This window comes from Senegalia massiliensis (assembly GCF_009911265.1).
Lineage (GTDB): Bacteria > Bacillota > Clostridia > Tissierellales > SIT17 > Anaeromonas > Anaeromonas massiliensis_A.
This window is the reverse complement of record NZ_QXXA01000004.1, coordinates 109,286-125,112: the sequence shown is the minus strand read 5'-3', so window position 1 is coordinate 125,112 and position 15,827 is coordinate 109,286. Positions and strand designations below refer to the sequence as shown.

The following is a 15,827-nucleotide window of genomic DNA, read 5'->3' as shown; positions in this document are numbered from 1 at the left end:
TTTTTGCTTACAAAAATAAATAAAATTAATAAAAGTGCTTGCAAAAGTAAAATATACAATGTATAATGATTACAATAGTAAGATTACAAAAGTAATCATTATAATATTATATCCATAAGGAGGTGAAAATATGAAAATTTTTTTGAGAGATTCTAGCCAAATAAAAGAAATATTATTAAAATCAGGTTTTTCACAACGTTCTTTAGGAAGAAAAATAAGTATATCAGCAGGTTACATTAATCAAATTATTAATGGAGAAAGAAATCCAAGTGGTAAAGTAGCCAAAGATATATGTCAGGCTCTTAAGATAGATTTTGACGATATTTTTTTTATAAAACATGATTACAAAAGTAATCAAAAAGATTTTTATGAAGAAAAGAAAAAGGAGATGAAAAAATAAATGAAAGAGTTAATAAATATAACGAATGAAAATGGAAATCAAGCAGTATCTGCAAAAGAATTGTATTTAGGACTAGGTTTGGACAAGACTCAATGGGCAAGATGGTATAAGAGCAACATTATAAATAATGAATTTTTTAAAAAGAACCTTGACTGGGTAGGGGTTCGACATAATGTCGAAGGTAATGAAACAATGGATTTTGTAATTAATTTAGAATTTGCTAAACATATCGCTATGATGTCAAGAACTGAAAAATCTCATATGTATAGAAACTACTTCATTAGGTGTGAAAAAGCTTTAAAAGAGATTTATCACGTGTCAGAAACTGCACTTACTAATAATGTAGTAAATGTATTAAAAGAAACTGTGGCAAATCAAATAGATGAAAGCCTTTCAAAATATGAAGAAAATTATAGACCTACTCATGCAAACAAAATTAATCTTAATAACTATATAAAAAGTGGATTAGGAATAGACAGAGAAGATGGAGAAGTAGATTTAGTTAAACAAAGAGTATTGATGATATTAGATGGTGAAGCATGGCAAGATATACCTTATAAAAAATTGATAGAAAACATGAGAATTATTGATGAAAGTATAAGGAGTGTAAAACAGTTTAGAACTAAAAAACAAATAAGCTTTTTTGAAAATTAAAGGGAGGAGATACAAATGAAAACAAATATAACTGTGACACCACCAGAAACTAAAGATATATCTAAAATGATTGAAAATCATAAAAAAGAGATTAAAAGAAAAACACTTAATATTTCAGAATTAGCTAAGGTCTTAGGAATAAGTAAGGATAAAGCTAGAAGATTAACTCATTCTAAAGATTTCCCGGTTATTATTCTTGGAGTTTCAAGGCTCACTATTATATCAAAACTAGATGAGTGGTTAGAAAATAATATAGGGAGTGAGCTTATATGAAAACAAAATCAGTAAATAATGATATAGATTACTTGTCCTATTTAAAACATCTAAATAACGAAGAATTACAAAAAGAATTTGGACAAGCTGTTTTAGATACAAAGAATCCAAATTATATCTTCAAATGTATGACCATAGAAGATGAATACAAAAGGAGAGGGTTGGAGATATGAAGAAGGAATATGCTCTTTATAAAGGAGAAAATTTATTAGCTATAGGTACTATAGAAGAAATAGCTAATGAGATGGGAGTTCAAAAAAATACAATGGCTTATTACAAAACACAAGCATATCAAAATAGGCTAAAAAGAAGAAATGCTTTTAATGGGAATGTAAGAGTTTTAGTGAAGCTAGATTAGGAGGTGTACAAGCTTGAAAGTATTTTTTGTTTTTTCTTTAATTTTACTTACTATATCTACATTAAATCTAATGTTTAAAGATGATGATAGTTTTATATTTTATTTACCTGCAGCATTTGTTATGTGGACAATGTTTTTTAAGGGGGTGATATAGATGAAAGTATTTAAAGGTATTGGCAGAATAATTAATTTAGAAACTGCTCAAGAATTTTATGAAAAGAATTATATAGCTACAATTGTTAGTGATGGTTCAGATATAAGCGTTGAAAAAGAGCCTACCAGCTCCCCAGCAAAATAGGCTCAATAAAAATTACTATATTTAAATTATATCATAGGAGGAATTAAAAATGAATGAATTAAGAAAAATTGAATTAGAAGAAATAGAACAAAAAGAAGATTTTGAGATGGAAAACATAAATAGTGCTAATTGGGCTTTAAGAAAAATGCAAGCTATAAAAATTAAAGAACGAGAAGTTAAAGCATTAATGAATGAAGAAATAACAAGAATTAAGGATTGGGGAAATAGTGAATTGAAATCATTAGAAGATAGTAATAATTTTTTTGAAGGATTATTAATGAAATACTATGTAGAACAAAAGAAGATAGATCCTAAGTTTAAAATATCAACTCCATATGGAAAAGTTTCAAGCAGAAAACAACAGCCTAAATGGATTTACAATGATGAGAAAGCAATAGAAAGTTTAAAAGAAAATAATGTGAAAGAATTTATTAGAGTAAAAGAAGAATTAGATAAAGTAAATCTTAAAAAAGAAGTACAAGTACTAAACAATGTATTTATAGAAAATGGAGAAATAAATGAAAATATTGATTTTTTAGGTGATTCTACTGGAATATTTATAGATAAATCAAATGGTTTAATTATAGATACTGATATAGAAAGAAAAATTGAGTTTTATGAAGAGGTAATTCTTTATAAAGGTAAAGTCATAGAAGGTATAAAAGTAGAAGAAAGACCAGAAAAAATTAATATAAAGGTGGCTGAATAAAAATGAGTTTAGAAATTAAAAAAGCTACAGAAATTAAAAAAGCTAAAGGAACATATTTAATATATGGGCCTCCAGGAATGGGAAAAACTACTGCTTTAAAATTTTTACATGGTAAAACATTAGTGTTGGATGTAGATAGAACCACGAAAGTTTTAAGAGGTGCTAAAAATATAGATATAGCAGAAATAGATAATATTAACACTTGGAAACATTGGGAAGAGACTGTAATAGATTTATACGAAAATTATCAAGGTGTATATGACAATATAGCAGTTGACAATGTGTCAGAACTAGAAAGATGTATTCTATCTGATTTAGGGAGACAAGGGAAAAATAAAGGTGTTCCAAATATGGGAGATTACCAATATTTACAGTTTAAGTTAGTTAACTCTCTTAGATATATGAAAAACTTAAATTCTAATATTATTTGGACTGCTTGGGAAACTACAGATTCTTTTCAAGATGCTAATGGTCAACAGTTTAATAGATCATTTCCACAAATTAATGGAAAAATATTAAACAATGTTTTGGGATTATGTGATGTTGTAGGTAAGTTAACTATTAATAAAGAAGATAAAAGAGGTTTTATATTATCTGCTACAAATTCAACTTATGCTAAAAATCAATTAGATAGTAGAGGGGGTTGTTTACAAGAGGAGTTGATTGTAAGTGGAACTAAGGAAGTATCAAAAAAATCTAATAAATAAAGTAAGACAAGCTTATTTAAAAGGATATAAAAGTCCTTGCATTGTAAGTCCTTGTGGTTCTGGTAAGTCAGTTATGATTGCAGAAATTTCAAAAAAAGCTACTGCTAAGAAAAATAGAGTCCTGTTCTTAGTCCATAGAAAAGAATTAAAGGACCAAATAAGAGAAACATTTGAGTGGTGGGGAGTAGATTTAGATTATGTAGAAATAGGCATGGTTCAAACAATAGTGAGAAGATTAGAAAAAACTATTCCTCCAAGCTTAATTATTACAGATGAAAATCACCATTCATTAGCAAATAGTTATAAAAAAATATATAAATATTTTCCTAATGCTAAACTAGTAGGTTTTACTGCTACTCCTATAAGACTAAATGGTGGAGGTTTAGGCGAAATAAATGACAAATTAGTTATTGGCCCTACAGTTAGTGAATTAATTGAATGGGGTAATTTAGCACCTTTTAAATATTATGCTCCTGAAATTATAGATACTTCTAAATTAAAAGTTAGAAGAGGAGAATATGTATCTAAAGATATTGAAGATATGTTTGAAAATAAAGCTATTTGGGGGGATGTGATTAAGCATTATAAAAAGCTTTCTGATGGCAAGCAAGCTATTTGTTATTGTTCAGGAATTAAGCAAAGCAAGAGGATGGAAAAAGAATTCAATGAAAATAATATAGTAGCTAAACATATTGATGCTAAAACTCCTAAATCTGAAAGAGATGCAGTAATAGAAAAATTTAGGCGAGGAGAAATAAAAGTTTTATGTAATGTAGATTTAATTTCTGAAGGTTTTGATGTACCTGATTGTAATACTGCTATACTTCTAAGACCTACACAGTCGTTAGCATTATACATTCAACAGTCTATGAGGGCTATGAGATATAAGGAAGGTAAGACAGCTATAATAATAGACCATGTAGGTAATGTAGGAAGGTTTGGAACTCCGGATATGGAGAGAGAATGGAGTCTAGAACCTAAGAAAGGATCTAACAATACTATCAAAGAAGAAAATCCAGTTAAACAATGTCAGGAATGCTTCTACACTGTTGAGAGAAATATTAAAGTATGTCCAGAATGTGGATTTGAGTTTGGTCAGGAAGAAAAAGAAGTTGAACAGGTTGAAAGTGAATTAGTTGAAATAGATTCTATAGCAGGATTTACAACTGATTATAGAAAACCTGAAGATTGCAAGAACATGGGAGAATTATATAAGTTAGCTAAACATAAAGGATATAAACCAGGATGGGCATATTTTCAAGGTAAGTTATTAGGATTTGTAAAGTAAAGGAAGGTGAAAAAAATATGAAAAAAGTAACTATTGAAATTACTGAAAAGGGCTATAAAACAATTTATAAAAATGGTAAAAAAGAATTTATAGAAGAATGGGAGAGCACAACATCAGGAGCTAGAGTCATTAGTGAAAGGGATTTTGAATCTCTTACTGAAAATGAAGTATCAGATAAAATGTGGGATGCATTAGACGATAAAGATCCTTATGTAATAATGAAAGCTTTACAGAGTGAGTATTAAATAAAAGGAGAGTGATGTTAAATGGATTTATCTAAAAGAATATTAGAAATTGATATTGATAGTCCAGTTTTTAAAAGTATGTTACAGGATTTAAATAAAGAAATATTAAGAGTGGTTGAAAAGGTATATGAAGAAGAATTTGAAACTGGTGAAATAACTTTAAAATTATCTTTATCATTTCCTAAAGAGTTTAAAGTTTATCCAAGAAAAAACGAATTCGGAGATTTAGTTGATGAAACTTATGATTACAGAAAACCATATTTTGAGCATAAAGTTACCACTAACTTAAAGAAACAATTTAAAAAAGATGGTTTATATACAGAACCAAAAGAAATATTATTCCAAGATGGAAAATTCATAGCAGTACCAATAAGAGAACCACAAATGAATATATTTGACAAATAAAAAATAATGGAGGTATGTAAAAATGGCATTTTTTGAAGTAGATCATGATGATGTTTTTGAAGGTGGATTAATAGATGAAGGAGTTTATGAAGTTGTTGTAGGACAAGCATATGAGGATGCAGCTAAAACAGGAACTCAATTTATTAATTTACACCTAATAGTTAGGAATGACATAGAACAAAAATTTCAAAATAAATATATATTCGCAAGTATTTGGCAATCAAAACAAACTGGAGAATATCATAAAGGTATGTTGAATTCAGTTGCAAAAGCTTTACAAGTTCCAAATGGTAAAAAGTTTAATAGTCTTGAAGAATTATTAAATGAATTTAAAGGTAGAACTGCAAGAGTAACTGTAAAACATGAAGAATATAATGACAATACAAATGCAAGGGTTAAAAATTGGGACCAAAGTAAATTCAATGGATGTAATCATGAGTTTAAAAATAAGGTAGGAAATATGCAAGGGATGGAAGGTTTCCAACCTGTAGATGATGAAGATATACCATTTTAGGAGTTGATTAAATGATACCAAATGAGTTAAAGCAAATAAAAAATTGGTGTGTTTATAAAATAGTAAAAGATAATGACAGACCAGGCAAAACTAAAAAACTACCTATTAATGCTAAAACAGGTGGATATGCACAAAGTAATAATCCATCTACATGGTGTGATTATAAGACTGCTTTAGCTGCTATTGGTAAATATGGAGAGGGATTAGGCTTTTTCTTCTCTCCTCCCTATTTTGGGGTTGATATTGATGACGTAGGAAATGCTATAAATCAATATAAATCAGGTGAAACAGATAATATAATTTCTGAATTTATACACAGTTTAGGAAGTTATTCGGAGTATTCTGTTAGTGGAAATGGAATACATATTATTTGTAAAGGTGAGTTACCTGCTGGTGGAAGAAGGAAAGCTAATGTTGAAATGTATCAAAATGGTAGGTTTTTTATTATGACTGGAAATATAGCAGCTGAATATTTAGATATTTCTAATTGTACCGAGGAAATAAAATATCTACACGCTAAATATATTGGAGGAATTAAAGAAAATAATAACAATATACAGCCAGCCCCTTTAGATTTAGATGAACAAAAGATAATAGATATAGCTTTGAAATCTAAACAAGGACAGGCTTTTGATACTTTATATAAAGGTTTATGGGAAGGTTTATATCCAAGCCAATCTGAAGCAGATTTAGCTTTTTGTAACATGTTAGCATTCTGGACTGGTAGAAATAAATTTAAAATGGATTCTATTTTTAGAAAAAGTGGATTATATAGACCAAAATGGGATAGTAAAAGGAATCAATCTACTTATGGAAATTATATGTTAGATAAGGCTATTGTAGATTGTAGAGAAGTTTTTACACCAGGTAGTGGAATTGAAGATTATGGAATTATGATCCTAGATAAAAAAATAAAAAGATACTCCTATGACGATACAGGAAATGCAGACAGATTTATAGATAGATTCCATGATATGGCGAGATATAGTTATATTGATAGAGGGTGGTATTACTATAATGGTCGAAAATGGACATTTGATAATTCAGGTTATATTAAAGGTCTAACAGAAAAAATACTAAAAGATATGAAAAAAGATTTAGCTTATTGTAATACAGAGGAAGAAGAGAAACAATTTTTAAAACATCTTAAATATACAAGAAATAACAGAGGTAAAAATAATATGATAAAAGAATCTGAACACAGATTGTCTATTTTACCTAGAGAATTTGATAAAAAGAAAGATATATTTAATGTTATGAATGGAGTAGTAAGTTTAAGAGATGCAAGTTTATCTAATCATAGACATGATCAGCATCTTTCTAAAATATCTTATGTAGAATATACAGATACAATAGATGCTCCAATGTGGGAAGAATTTCTTGAACAGATATTTGATAATGATAAAGAACTTATTGATTATATTCAAAAAGCAGTAGGATATTCTATGAGTGGATCTACTAAGGAACAATGTGTTTTCTTTTGTTATGGAAATGGAAGGAATGGTAAATCAACTTTCTTAGATATCATTACAGCTATTATGGGGGATTATGCTACTAATATACAACCCGAAACTATTATGGTAAAAAATCAGCAAGGAACTGCTAATAGTGATATAGCAAGACTTAAAGGATCTAGATTTGTAACAACTGTAGAACCTAATGAAGGGGCAAGAATAAATGAAGGTTTGTTAAAACAGCTTACTGGAGGGGATACGGTTACAGCTAGACATTTATATGGCAAAGAATTTGAATTCGAGCCTGAATTTAAGTTATGGATGTCTACAAATCATAAACCTATAATACGTGGTAGAGATTTAGGTATTTGGAGAAGGATGCATCTTATTCCCTTCACTGTTCAAATTCCAGATGAAAAAGTAGATAAAAATTTAAAATATAAACTTAAAAAAGAACTTACAGGCATATTAAATTGGGCAGTTGAAGGTTGTATGAAATGGCAGAGAGAGGGACTAGAAATGCCAAGTGCAGTTGCTGATGCAGTGAAAGATTATAAATCAGAAATGGATGTTATTACTGCTTTTCTAGAGGATTGTACAGAAAAAGGCCCAGGGGAAGTTAAATCAAGTGTATTATATAAAGCCTATACAAATTGGGCTGATGAAAATAATGAATATAAAATGAGTAACACAAAATTCGGAAAAGAACTATCATTAAGGTTTAATAAAAAAAAGACAAGAGGAAGTAATCATTACGAAGGAATAAGAATTGTAGAAGAATATCAAGAGTACGGTTTAGGAGGAAGTCTATTTAATAAATAAGGAGTGTTGAAAATGTTTTTAAAAAATGTAAATTTGATGAAGTATGCTATTTGTCCTGAATGCCATAATCCTAATATCAGAAATGGAGAAGGTGGAATAATAATAGATAAAACTTATATAAGATATTGTAAGTGTGGTTTTAAAGTAACTGTAGATGAAGAAGGTAACGAAATTATAGAAAGAACAAATATAAGTCAACTTGATAAAAAAGTTAATGAAGATGAAACATTAAGAGATTTTATAAAGAATTCACAAAAAGATTTTTATAATCAAGAGTTATCAGATAAGCAAATAAATAGTTTAGATGAAATAGAATTAACCGAGTTAGTAGATCATTTAGATTATCTATGGGGTAAATAAGGGAGGGTTAGGGAAGGTTTACCCCGTTTTTCTATAACTTTTCTATATAAAATTTTCCTATAGGACTTTATAGAAAAACCCTCCAACTATCCCTTACTATCCCTAACTTAGTTAAATACAGTATTATAGAACATTGTATATTATAGATATATAAAATAATTTGAAATAATTGGTATATATAGAGTGTATTTTATTAATAAAACGTAATAATTAAGGAGGTTGAGTAACTTGAGAGAAAAAGATATTCAAAATGAAATTAGATTGGCTCTTAGAGATATTGCAATAGTATTTAGAATAAATGTTGGTACTTTTATGAGTGATACTGGAAGAATGGTATCGACTGGAGTACCAAAAGGATTTTCAGATTTGTTTGGAGTAAGAAAAAGAGATGGTAAAGCATTTTTTATAGAAGTTAAAAATGAAAAAGGTAGAACAAGTAAATATCAAGATAATTTCCTCAGAAAAATGAAAGAAAATGGAGCTATAGTGGGGGTGGCTAGAAGTGGATCAGAAGCAATTAAAATTATTAAAGAAGAAATACAACAAAGCTTTAGCTAGATTTAATAAAATGGAAAAATGGTGTGAGACTGCAAGTCCAGAAGAACAACAAAAACACTATCCTAATGTTATTAATGTTATAAATGATTGCAGCCATTTATTAAATGAAATAAAAAAATATGATAATAAAGTTTCTTCTAATGAAGTCATTTATGGATTTAAGGAAGTTTGATATCATGTTAAATCCTTGTAAGTGGAATTGTAAAGATAGATATTCAACTTGTCATACAACATGTAATAAATATATTGAATATAGGGAATTTTTAGATAGTAAAAAAGAGGACAAGACCTACGATAGATATTTAAAAGAAGTTAATGGAGCAATCTGGAGAATGAGGAGGAGGAGGAATAGAAAATGAATTCAATAAGTTTAATTTTAAAAGAAATAGTAGAAGAATTACTTGATAAAGGATATAGCAAAGAAGAAGTAATGAAAAAAGCTGAAGAGCTTCAAAAGAAATATGGTGATAGAAAATGATTGAAAGAGTAGGACAAACTATAGCAAGAGAATTACAAAATGAAAATGAAATGTTAAAAACAAGAAATGAGCGTTTAGAAAAAGAATTAAATTCAATTAAAAACCCTTTAGAGTTTAAAAATAAAATACTTGTATTAGATAAAAACGATACATTAAAAGAACATTTTTATAAATTTGAAGAAGAAGCATCAGAGCTAAAACATGAAATGATGATACAAGACATTATGGGGTATTGTAACAGAGAAAATGTAATAGCTGAAGCTATGGATGTAATACAAGTTTGCATTGGAATACTTGATTATTGCCGAGCAACTGAAGAAGATATAGAAAAACACAATAATAAATTATTATGTAGAGGTTGGAATGTAAAGCAAGTATATAACATTATTTAGGGAGGTAAACATGAAAGAAGATTTTTATAAAGAATTAAAATCATTATTAAAATGTATTGAATATCTATATGTATCTACAGGAGTTTTTATAACAATAACAGTCATAGACCTTGATAAGGTTGAAGGACTAATCGATATAATTGCACTGTTAATAACAATAGGTTTTGGTATGATTTTTTGGCTACCACTCACAATATCATCACTAGTATCAAAAGTGTTATAGGGAAGGAGTTAATAAATGAAGCAAATAAAAAAACAATATTATAAGAGAGCTGAAAAAGCTCTCTATAACTACACACAATTTAAAATAAATATATTAAATATGAAAGAACAACTTGAATGTTTGAAAAATGAAGATGGAGTAAATTGTATAAATTATGAAGGAGAAAAAACTTCTGAAACTAATAAAATAACCAGGCAATTAGAAGAACAGGCAATAAGAAATATAAAAAAAGAAAAACAACTTAAATATAAAATTAAAACAACTCAACATGAAGTTAATAAAATAGATAGAGCTTTAGAAGGACTAACTGATATAGAAAAGAAAGTAATAGAATTAAGATACATAAAAGGATATCAGTGGTTTAATATAGCTTATGAAGCACAATATAATGAAAGATGGTGTAAAGAAATTAGAACTCAAGCTTTACAAAAAATATCTATTTCTTTATTTGGGTACACAGCACTTTTAGAGCACGAATAGAGCACGAATTAGGGTTAAATATATGTTACTATATTAATATAGACATATATAAAATTCCCCCTTTTAGTTTGGCCCTGGTCTATTTTGACCGGGGTATTTTATTTGTCGGGAGATGATAATAATGATTGGGTTTATTATAGGTTTTGTATCTGGAATAGTTATAACAATTATTGCAGCAGTATGGGTATTTATAGAAAATACTTAAAGGATTATTACCTTCTTTGTAGAATATTATAAATATAAAGGGGGTATATATGTATGGATAATGAGTACAATGTTTTGAGTGATGTTATAGAATTAGCTAGAGATAGAAGAAGGGTAGAAGAAAGAGATTCTAATGATATAATATTTTCAAGTCTTGAAAACACAGAGTTAAGTGAGGAATATTATAGCAAAAATAAGAATCTTGAAGATCATTTAATTAATTTAGATATAGAAGTAATTAGATCTCTTATTACTTCTATGTATCTAGGGAGAGATTGGTATACTTTTGAAGATAAATCATTTGAAGATAACTATATTTGGATGAAAAATCATCTAAAGACTACTGGTGGATGGAACGATAAAAGTATACTAATTAATCAAATGCTAGAAAAATCACCACTTGATGTCTATTTAGAAAACTATATAGATATAAAGAAAAAATATCATTCAAATTCAAATTAAAATATTGATATTTAAGAAGATGAAACAAAATAATTAAATACTAATAACGATAGACATCCAACAGGGTGTCTTTTTTATTTTAGGTGATAATATGAGAAAGCAATTATTAAATGTAATTTTGAAATAATATAACATTAGTAAATTTTTCCTCTATATAATATAATAATATTAAAAGAGGAGGGATTTGTTTTGGGTAAGAAAATATTAATATTATTTCTATTTCTATTTGTAATTATTTCTATAGCAGGTTGTAGTGAAGAAACTTCTAATGATAAAGATATATTTGAATCTGGAGAAGAAGCTATAATAACAAATAATAATGGAAATGAGATGTATTCAATAAAAATTGAAGAGGCTAAAGTGGCTGATGATTTTGAATATAAGGAAGATTTTTCAGAGAATACAACTCAAATAGTAGAGGTGGAATATACATATAAGAATATAGCACAAGAAGATGCATTATTATATATTCATGGTCAAGATTTACAAGTAGTAGACCAGCAAAATAAAGTAGCAGAAAGTTCAGATATGTTTCCAAAACAACAGCCACAAGATTCAGGAGTAGGAACAGAAGTTACAGTTCAAGCTTATTATGGATTAGAAAATGAAAGTGAAGAGATTCAAGTCATACTTAGAAGTGAAATGTATGATAGTGAAATAGAATATAGGATACCAGTAACGAAATAGCACTCTAGAGATAGAGTGTTTTTATTATGGAGTGAAACATATGCCATTAGTTAAGATATGTCCTAGATGTAGCAAGATAATAGACAGAGAACTAAACTATTGCAAGGAATGTACTTCAAGGATTAATAAAGATTATAACAGATATGAAAGAGATATGGAGACACAGAAGATATATAATTCTAAGGAATGGGAGATAGCAAAGAGCAAAGCAGAGAATAGGGATATGGGATTATGTATATCATGCTATCATAATAAAACTATTAAGTATTCACAACTTGTTCATCACATCATAGAACTTAAAGATGATCTTTCAAAAGCCTTTGATTTAAATAATTTAATTTGTCTTTGTGAGTCTTGCCATCAAAAAATTCATAAAGTTTATAAGACTAAGAATAAAGTTAAAATGCAAAATTTACTTAGAAGTTTAATAAAACATACTAGAGGGGGGTACTAAAAAGTATCAACCTCTATTTTAAAAAGCGCGTCCCCCTTCACGCACAAAAAAATGTCATATTTTCAATAGGGGGGGTTATGAAAGGAGGCTATGTTATGGAAAATGAAATTGAAATACCTAAACCACCAACTATTTTACTTAAAAAAGGAAAACAAAAATATATGCAGATCACTAATATGCTAGTAGAAGAAGGTAAATGGAAACCTGGTGATGATATAGCCCTTTCAGCTCTTTGTATTAATTATCAAAGATGGATGCAGGCAGAAAAAGCAATAAAAAAACATAAAGAATTATGCTTTGAAACTGAAACTGGATATAGACAACAAATACCAGAAATAAGTATTGCAAATAATGCTATGAAATCAATGCTATCATTTATAAAAGAATTTGCTCTAACTCCACGTGAAAGGGCAAAGTTAAAAGAATTAATAGTAAATGATACAGATGATGAGGAGATGGAAGATATGATAGTTAAGTAGGTGGTGGTGTGGATTTAAAAGAAAAACATGTAAAAGAACAGACAGAATATAACTTAGATGATTTAATAGAAGAACTTAAAATTAAATGGGATTATGATAATTTTTATTATGATGAAGAAGAAGCAAGAAAGTTCTATAAATTTATCACTAAATTACAACTGGATAAAGGCGTAAAAGGACAAAAAATAAAACCTTTAAAATTTCAATTCATTCATACATCTGAGATATTATGTGTAAAGGATAAAAACACAGGTTTTAGAAAACACAGAGAAGCATTATTAGATATTTCTCGTAAAAATGGTAAAGGATCATTGGTATCTTGGATAGCAGTATATTTGTATTTTACAGATCCTACATATGGAGCTGAATACATTATAGTAGCTAATGACATAAAACAAGCTACAAACCTATTTAATACTATGAATTTGATGATTAAAGGCAATAAAACCTTAAAGAAAAATGTAAAGATAACTGAAAGTATGAGAATTATGTATAGAAAATCTACTAACAGTCATTTAAGAGTGCTTGCAAATGATGGTGCGAATCTTGACTCTTACGCTTCATATGTAGTTATCCTGGATGAAATTCATGAGTATAAAAACAGTAATGCTTATACAAAACTTCGTACTGGTATGGGTTTGTGGGATGACCCTTTAATGTTTATGACTACAACAGCAAGTTCTGGTGCAGATCCACATAATTTAGAGATGGAAATGTATAACTATGCTAAAGATATAGAAAAAGGTAAATTTAAAGATGAGGCCTTTTATTCTGCAATATATGAAGCAGAAAAAGATTGTGAATTAATGGATGTGAAACAGTGGTATAAAGCTAACCCTGCTTTATCTATATTTAGAAAATTTGTTGATATAGAAGATTTTATGAAAAAAGCAAGTAGGATAAAAAGTTTTGAGGCTAAGGCAAGAAGATTATATCTAAATCAGCACGTAGCACTAGATGGTGAAAACGCAATTAATCTCAAACTTTGGAGAGAATGCTTACAAGAAGTCAATTTAGAAGATTTAAAAGGAAAATCTTGTTGGGTAGGTTTAGATATGGCATTTGTTCAAGATATTATAGCTTATGTCCAGGTGTTTTATGATGAAGAAAAGAATAAATACATTGTATACCCTCATATGTTTACTCCTAAAGACACCTTAGAAGAACGTTCTGAAAGAGACAAAGTAAGATATGATCTATATGTAGATAAAGATGATCTAATGGCCTTAAATGGTACGTATGTTAATAATGAAGAATTATTTAACTATATAGCAGATATGAACTCAAAATATTCTTTTAAAACAGAAGAAATTGCTTTTGACAGATGGGGAAGTGGAGATATTTCAAGTAGATTAGAAGATCATTTTACAATATTCCCATTCGGTCAGGGTTATAAATCAATGAGTCCAACAATTCGTGATTTTGAGATAATGCTATTAGATAAAAGATTAATAATAGCAGATAATGATTTACTTACCTGGATGGCTGGTAATGTAGTAGCAACAGAGGACCCGGCTGGCAATGTAAAATATGATAAATCCAAGAGTAAAAATAAAATAGATGGAATAATTGCTATGCTCATGGCTTTGGCCAGGGCTATTTTTAATAATCAAAGTGCGTTTAATCATGATGAAGCTACAGAAGAATTTCTAGAAATGATGGGATGGGGAGGTGACTAATTGAAATTAGTAGATGGAATAAAGAATTTATTTAGTACTACAAATGAAACACAAGAATCTAGAATTACTATGGATGAAATTATTGAAATGTTTAAAGGTGGAACAGTACTAGGTGAAAATTTAAGTGAAGTTACTTACTTTACTTGTATTAAAATGCTTTCTGAAAGTCTTGGTAAATTATCACTTAAATTCTATCAAGATACTGATGAAGGAGTAAAGAGAGCTAAGTCTAATCAAGTAGCTCAGAGGTTAAAAATTAGACCTAATCCATATATGACTCCTTCAACTTTTTGGGCCACAGTTGAATTTAATAAAAATCAATATGGTAATGCTTACGTATGGACTAGGTGGCATAAAGGAAATCTTCAAGATTTATGGATATTACCTCCTAATTCAGTACAAATATTAATAGATAATGCAGGTATATTTGGTAAAAGTAATGCTATGTACTATCTATATGAAGATCCAGAAACAAATAAAAAGTATAAGTTTAATCATAAAGAAATATTACACTTTAAAACTGGTACTAGTAGAGATGGAATAACAGGCTTATCAGTTCAACAAATACTTGCTTCCACAGTTGAAGGTAATAAATCTAGTCAAAGTTTCATGAATCATCTATATAAATCAGGACTAACTGCTAAAGCAGCACTTGAGTATACAGGAGATTTGAATAAGGAAGCTAAGAAAAAATTAGTTAAAGGATTTGAGGAATTTTCTAGTGGCTCTGAAAATGCAGGTAAGATTATTCCAGTACCTTTAGGTATGAAATTGACTCCTTTAGATATTAAGCTTACAGATAGTCAATTCTTTGAACTTAAAAAGTATTCTAGTTTACAAATTGCTGCAGCTTTTGGAATAAAACCTAATCATATAAATGATTATGAAAAATCTAGTTATTCAAATAGTGAAATGCAGAACTTAAGCTTCTATGTAGATACATTACTTTTTATATTAAAACAATATGAAGAAGAAATCAGTTATAAATTACTTAGTGATGATGAGCAAAAGAAAGGTTATTATTTTAAATTCAATGTTAATTCTATTTTAAGAGCAGATGTGAAAACACAGATGGAATCACTTGCAGCTGGAGTAAATAATGGCATATATCTTATTAATGAAGCTAGATCATATATAGATTTACCTAAAGTAGAAGGTGGAGATAAACCTATAGTAAATGGTAATTATATACCACTCAAACAAGTAGGAAATCAGTACAATAAAAAGAAAGGGGGTGATTAATA

General features: G+C 28.4%; 28 protein-coding genes. All 28 read left to right on the top strand.

Annotation, left to right across the window (positions count from 1 at the left end):
• Positions 1-130 precede the first annotated feature (130 nt).
• The 28 genes from D3Z33_RS02930 to D3Z33_RS02800 all read left to right on the top strand — a co-directional run bounded on the left by D3Z33_RS02930 (position 131) and on the right by D3Z33_RS02800 (position 15,825).
• Positions 131-400 carry a helix-turn-helix transcriptional regulator gene (locus tag D3Z33_RS02930; protein ID WP_160196285.1) on the top strand — a complete coding sequence of 90 codons (270 nt, stop codon included), beginning with the start codon at positions 131-133 and terminating at the stop codon, positions 398-400.
• On the top strand, positions 401-1,054 hold the full coding sequence (locus tag D3Z33_RS02925) for an antA/AntB antirepressor family protein (RefSeq protein WP_160196284.1): 654 nt from the start codon (positions 401-403) through the stop codon (positions 1,052-1,054). It begins immediately after the preceding gene.
• A gap of 15 nt (positions 1,055-1,069) precedes the next feature.
• Complete coding sequence (locus D3Z33_RS02920; protein ID WP_160196283.1) at positions 1,070-1,327, top strand: helix-turn-helix domain-containing protein; 258 nt, start codon at positions 1,070-1,072, stop codon at positions 1,325-1,327.
• Positions 1,324-1,500 carry a hypothetical protein gene (locus D3Z33_RS02915; protein WP_160196282.1) on the top strand — a complete coding sequence of 59 codons (177 nt, stop codon included), beginning with the start codon at positions 1,324-1,326 and terminating at the stop codon, positions 1,498-1,500. Before D3Z33_RS02920 ends, D3Z33_RS02915 begins: the two co-directional genes overlap by 4 nt.
• Positions 1,497-1,685, top strand: a complete 189-nt coding sequence (locus tag D3Z33_RS02910; RefSeq protein ID WP_160196281.1) for a hypothetical protein — start codon at positions 1,497-1,499, stop codon at positions 1,683-1,685. Before D3Z33_RS02915 ends, D3Z33_RS02910 begins: the two co-directional genes overlap by 4 nt.
• Positions 1,686-1,698: 13 nt before the next feature.
• Complete coding sequence (locus D3Z33_RS02905; RefSeq protein WP_160196280.1) at positions 1,699-1,839, top strand: hypothetical protein; 141 nt, start codon at positions 1,699-1,701, stop codon at positions 1,837-1,839.
• Entirely contained in the window at positions 1,840-1,983 is a 144-nt protein-coding gene (locus D3Z33_RS02900; RefSeq protein WP_160196279.1) for a hypothetical protein, read from the top strand.
• Positions 1,984-2,032: 49 nt separating this feature from the next.
• Positions 2,033-2,692, top strand: coding sequence for a host-nuclease inhibitor Gam family protein (locus D3Z33_RS02895; protein WP_160196278.1), 660 nt, complete (start codon positions 2,033-2,035; stop codon positions 2,690-2,692).
• A 2-nt stretch (positions 2,693-2,694) separates the two neighbouring features.
• Positions 2,695-3,399 carry an AAA family ATPase gene (locus tag D3Z33_RS02890; RefSeq protein ID WP_160196277.1) on the top strand — a complete coding sequence of 235 codons (705 nt, stop codon included), beginning with the start codon at positions 2,695-2,697 and terminating at the stop codon, positions 3,397-3,399.
• On the top strand, positions 3,362-4,687 hold the full coding sequence (locus D3Z33_RS02885) for a DEAD/DEAH box helicase family protein (protein WP_160196276.1): 1,326 nt from the start codon (positions 3,362-3,364) through the stop codon (positions 4,685-4,687). The genes D3Z33_RS02890 and D3Z33_RS02885 overlap by 38 nt, the downstream gene beginning before the upstream one ends.
• Before the next feature lie 17 nt (positions 4,688-4,704).
• Entirely contained in the window at positions 4,705-4,932 is a 228-nt protein-coding gene (locus tag D3Z33_RS02880; protein WP_160196275.1) for a hypothetical protein, read from the top strand.
• A gap of 21 nt (positions 4,933-4,953) precedes the next feature.
• Complete coding sequence (locus tag D3Z33_RS02875) at positions 4,954-5,337, top strand: hypothetical protein (protein WP_160196274.1); 384 nt, start codon at positions 4,954-4,956, stop codon at positions 5,335-5,337.
• A gap of 22 nt (positions 5,338-5,359) precedes the next feature.
• The gene (locus tag D3Z33_RS02870; RefSeq protein ID WP_160196273.1) at positions 5,360-5,851 is read left to right on the top strand and encodes a DUF669 domain-containing protein; all 492 of its coding nucleotides are present in this window, start codon (positions 5,360-5,362) and stop codon (positions 5,849-5,851) included.
• An 11-nt stretch (positions 5,852-5,862) separates the two neighbouring features.
• Positions 5,863-8,127 carry a phage/plasmid primase, P4 family gene (locus D3Z33_RS02865; RefSeq protein ID WP_160196272.1) on the top strand — a complete coding sequence of 755 codons (2,265 nt, stop codon included), beginning with the start codon at positions 5,863-5,865 and terminating at the stop codon, positions 8,125-8,127.
• Positions 8,128-8,139: 12 nt separating this feature from the next.
• A complete protein-coding gene (locus D3Z33_RS02860; protein ID WP_160196271.1) occupies positions 8,140-8,487 on the top strand; it encodes a DUF3797 domain-containing protein in 348 nt (115 codons plus the stop codon).
• A 228-nt stretch (positions 8,488-8,715) separates the two neighbouring features.
• A complete protein-coding gene (locus D3Z33_RS02855; protein WP_201750416.1) occupies positions 8,716-9,045 on the top strand; it encodes a VRR-NUC domain-containing protein in 330 nt (109 codons plus the stop codon).
• A complete protein-coding gene (locus D3Z33_RS02850; RefSeq protein WP_201750415.1) occupies positions 8,990-9,217 on the top strand; it encodes a hypothetical protein in 228 nt (75 codons plus the stop codon). The genes D3Z33_RS02855 and D3Z33_RS02850 overlap by 56 nt, the downstream gene beginning before the upstream one ends.
• Positions 9,198-9,404 carry a hypothetical protein gene (locus tag D3Z33_RS02845; RefSeq protein WP_160196269.1) on the top strand — a complete coding sequence of 69 codons (207 nt, stop codon included), beginning with the start codon at positions 9,198-9,200 and terminating at the stop codon, positions 9,402-9,404. The genes D3Z33_RS02850 and D3Z33_RS02845 overlap by 20 nt, the downstream gene beginning before the upstream one ends.
• Complete coding sequence (locus tag D3Z33_RS16885) at positions 9,401-9,523, top strand: hypothetical protein (RefSeq protein WP_279279058.1); 123 nt, start codon at positions 9,401-9,403, stop codon at positions 9,521-9,523. Before D3Z33_RS02845 ends, D3Z33_RS16885 begins: the two co-directional genes overlap by 4 nt.
• Positions 9,520-9,915, top strand: a complete 396-nt coding sequence (locus tag D3Z33_RS02840) for a hypothetical protein (RefSeq protein WP_160196268.1) — start codon at positions 9,520-9,522, stop codon at positions 9,913-9,915. The genes D3Z33_RS16885 and D3Z33_RS02840 overlap by 4 nt, the downstream gene beginning before the upstream one ends.
• Before the next feature lie 10 nt (positions 9,916-9,925).
• On the top strand, positions 9,926-10,138 hold the full coding sequence (locus D3Z33_RS02835; protein ID WP_160196267.1) for a hypothetical protein: 213 nt from the start codon (positions 9,926-9,928) through the stop codon (positions 10,136-10,138).
• A 15-nt stretch (positions 10,139-10,153) separates the two neighbouring features.
• Positions 10,154-10,618 carry a hypothetical protein gene (locus D3Z33_RS02830; RefSeq protein WP_160196266.1) on the top strand — a complete coding sequence of 155 codons (465 nt, stop codon included), beginning with the start codon at positions 10,154-10,156 and terminating at the stop codon, positions 10,616-10,618.
• 258 nt (positions 10,619-10,876) lie between these two features.
• On the top strand, positions 10,877-11,284 hold the full coding sequence (locus D3Z33_RS02825) for a hypothetical protein (RefSeq protein ID WP_160196265.1): 408 nt from the start codon (positions 10,877-10,879) through the stop codon (positions 11,282-11,284).
• Positions 11,285-11,473: 189 nt separating this feature from the next.
• Positions 11,474-11,971 carry a hypothetical protein gene (locus D3Z33_RS02820; RefSeq protein ID WP_160196264.1) on the top strand — a complete coding sequence of 166 codons (498 nt, stop codon included), beginning with the start codon at positions 11,474-11,476 and terminating at the stop codon, positions 11,969-11,971.
• Positions 11,972-12,011: 40 nt separating this feature from the next.
• A complete protein-coding gene (locus tag D3Z33_RS02815; protein ID WP_160196263.1) occupies positions 12,012-12,425 on the top strand; it encodes an HNH endonuclease in 414 nt (137 codons plus the stop codon).
• A gap of 95 nt (positions 12,426-12,520) precedes the next feature.
• On the top strand, positions 12,521-12,904 hold the full coding sequence (locus D3Z33_RS02810) for a phage terminase small subunit P27 family (protein WP_160196262.1): 384 nt from the start codon (positions 12,521-12,523) through the stop codon (positions 12,902-12,904).
• Between the two features lie 8 nt (positions 12,905-12,912).
• Positions 12,913-14,583 (top strand): terminase TerL endonuclease subunit, encoded by a 1,671-nt coding sequence (locus D3Z33_RS02805; protein WP_160196261.1) that lies wholly within the window; start codon positions 12,913-12,915, stop codon positions 14,581-14,583.
• Positions 14,584-15,825 carry a phage portal protein gene (locus D3Z33_RS02800; RefSeq protein WP_243153400.1) on the top strand — a complete coding sequence of 414 codons (1,242 nt, stop codon included), beginning with the start codon at positions 14,584-14,586 and terminating at the stop codon, positions 15,823-15,825.
• Positions 15,826-15,827 lie beyond the last annotated feature (2 nt).

Excerpts from the sequence above, each read along its gene's own strand:
- D3Z33_RS02930 (WP_160196285.1), top strand. The coding sequence starts at position 131 with ATGAAAATTTTTTTGAGAGATTCTAGCCAAATAAAAGAAATATTATTA.
- D3Z33_RS02925 (WP_160196284.1), top strand. The coding sequence starts at position 401 with ATGAAAGAGTTAATAAATATAACGAATGAAAATGGAAATCAAGCAGTA.
- D3Z33_RS02920 (WP_160196283.1), top strand. The coding sequence starts at position 1,070 with ATGAAAACAAATATAACTGTGACACCACCAGAAACTAAAGATATATCT.
- D3Z33_RS02915 (WP_160196282.1), top strand. The coding sequence starts at position 1,324 with ATGAAAACAAAATCAGTAAATAATGATATAGATTACTTGTCCTATTTA.
- D3Z33_RS02910 (WP_160196281.1), top strand. The coding sequence starts at position 1,497 with ATGAAGAAGGAATATGCTCTTTATAAAGGAGAAAATTTATTAGCTATA.
- D3Z33_RS02900 (WP_160196279.1), top strand. The coding sequence starts at position 1,840 with ATGAAAGTATTTAAAGGTATTGGCAGAATAATTAATTTAGAAACTGCT.
- D3Z33_RS02895 (WP_160196278.1), top strand. The coding sequence starts at position 2,033 with ATGAATGAATTAAGAAAAATTGAATTAGAAGAAATAGAACAAAAAGAA.
- D3Z33_RS02890 (WP_160196277.1), top strand. The coding sequence starts at position 2,695 with ATGAGTTTAGAAATTAAAAAAGCTACAGAAATTAAAAAAGCTAAAGGA.
- D3Z33_RS02880 (WP_160196275.1), top strand. The coding sequence starts at position 4,705 with ATGAAAAAAGTAACTATTGAAATTACTGAAAAGGGCTATAAAACAATT.
- D3Z33_RS02875 (WP_160196274.1), top strand. The coding sequence starts at position 4,954 with ATGGATTTATCTAAAAGAATATTAGAAATTGATATTGATAGTCCAGTT.
- D3Z33_RS02870 (WP_160196273.1), top strand. The coding sequence starts at position 5,360 with ATGGCATTTTTTGAAGTAGATCATGATGATGTTTTTGAAGGTGGATTA.
- D3Z33_RS02865 (WP_160196272.1), top strand. The coding sequence starts at position 5,863 with ATGATACCAAATGAGTTAAAGCAAATAAAAAATTGGTGTGTTTATAAA.
- D3Z33_RS02860 (WP_160196271.1), top strand. The coding sequence starts at position 8,140 with ATGTTTTTAAAAAATGTAAATTTGATGAAGTATGCTATTTGTCCTGAA.
- D3Z33_RS02845 (WP_160196269.1), top strand. The coding sequence starts at position 9,198 with ATGGATTTAAGGAAGTTTGATATCATGTTAAATCCTTGTAAGTGGAAT.
- D3Z33_RS16885 (WP_279279058.1), top strand. The coding sequence starts at position 9,401 with ATGAATTCAATAAGTTTAATTTTAAAAGAAATAGTAGAAGAATTACTT.
- D3Z33_RS02840 (WP_160196268.1), top strand. The coding sequence starts at position 9,520 with ATGATTGAAAGAGTAGGACAAACTATAGCAAGAGAATTACAAAATGAA.
- D3Z33_RS02835 (WP_160196267.1), top strand. The coding sequence starts at position 9,926 with ATGAAAGAAGATTTTTATAAAGAATTAAAATCATTATTAAAATGTATT.
- D3Z33_RS02830 (WP_160196266.1), top strand. The coding sequence starts at position 10,154 with ATGAAGCAAATAAAAAAACAATATTATAAGAGAGCTGAAAAAGCTCTC.
- D3Z33_RS02825 (WP_160196265.1), top strand. The coding sequence starts at position 10,877 with ATGGATAATGAGTACAATGTTTTGAGTGATGTTATAGAATTAGCTAGA.
- D3Z33_RS02815 (WP_160196263.1), top strand. The coding sequence starts at position 12,012 with ATGCCATTAGTTAAGATATGTCCTAGATGTAGCAAGATAATAGACAGA.
- D3Z33_RS02810 (WP_160196262.1), top strand. The coding sequence starts at position 12,521 with ATGGAAAATGAAATTGAAATACCTAAACCACCAACTATTTTACTTAAA.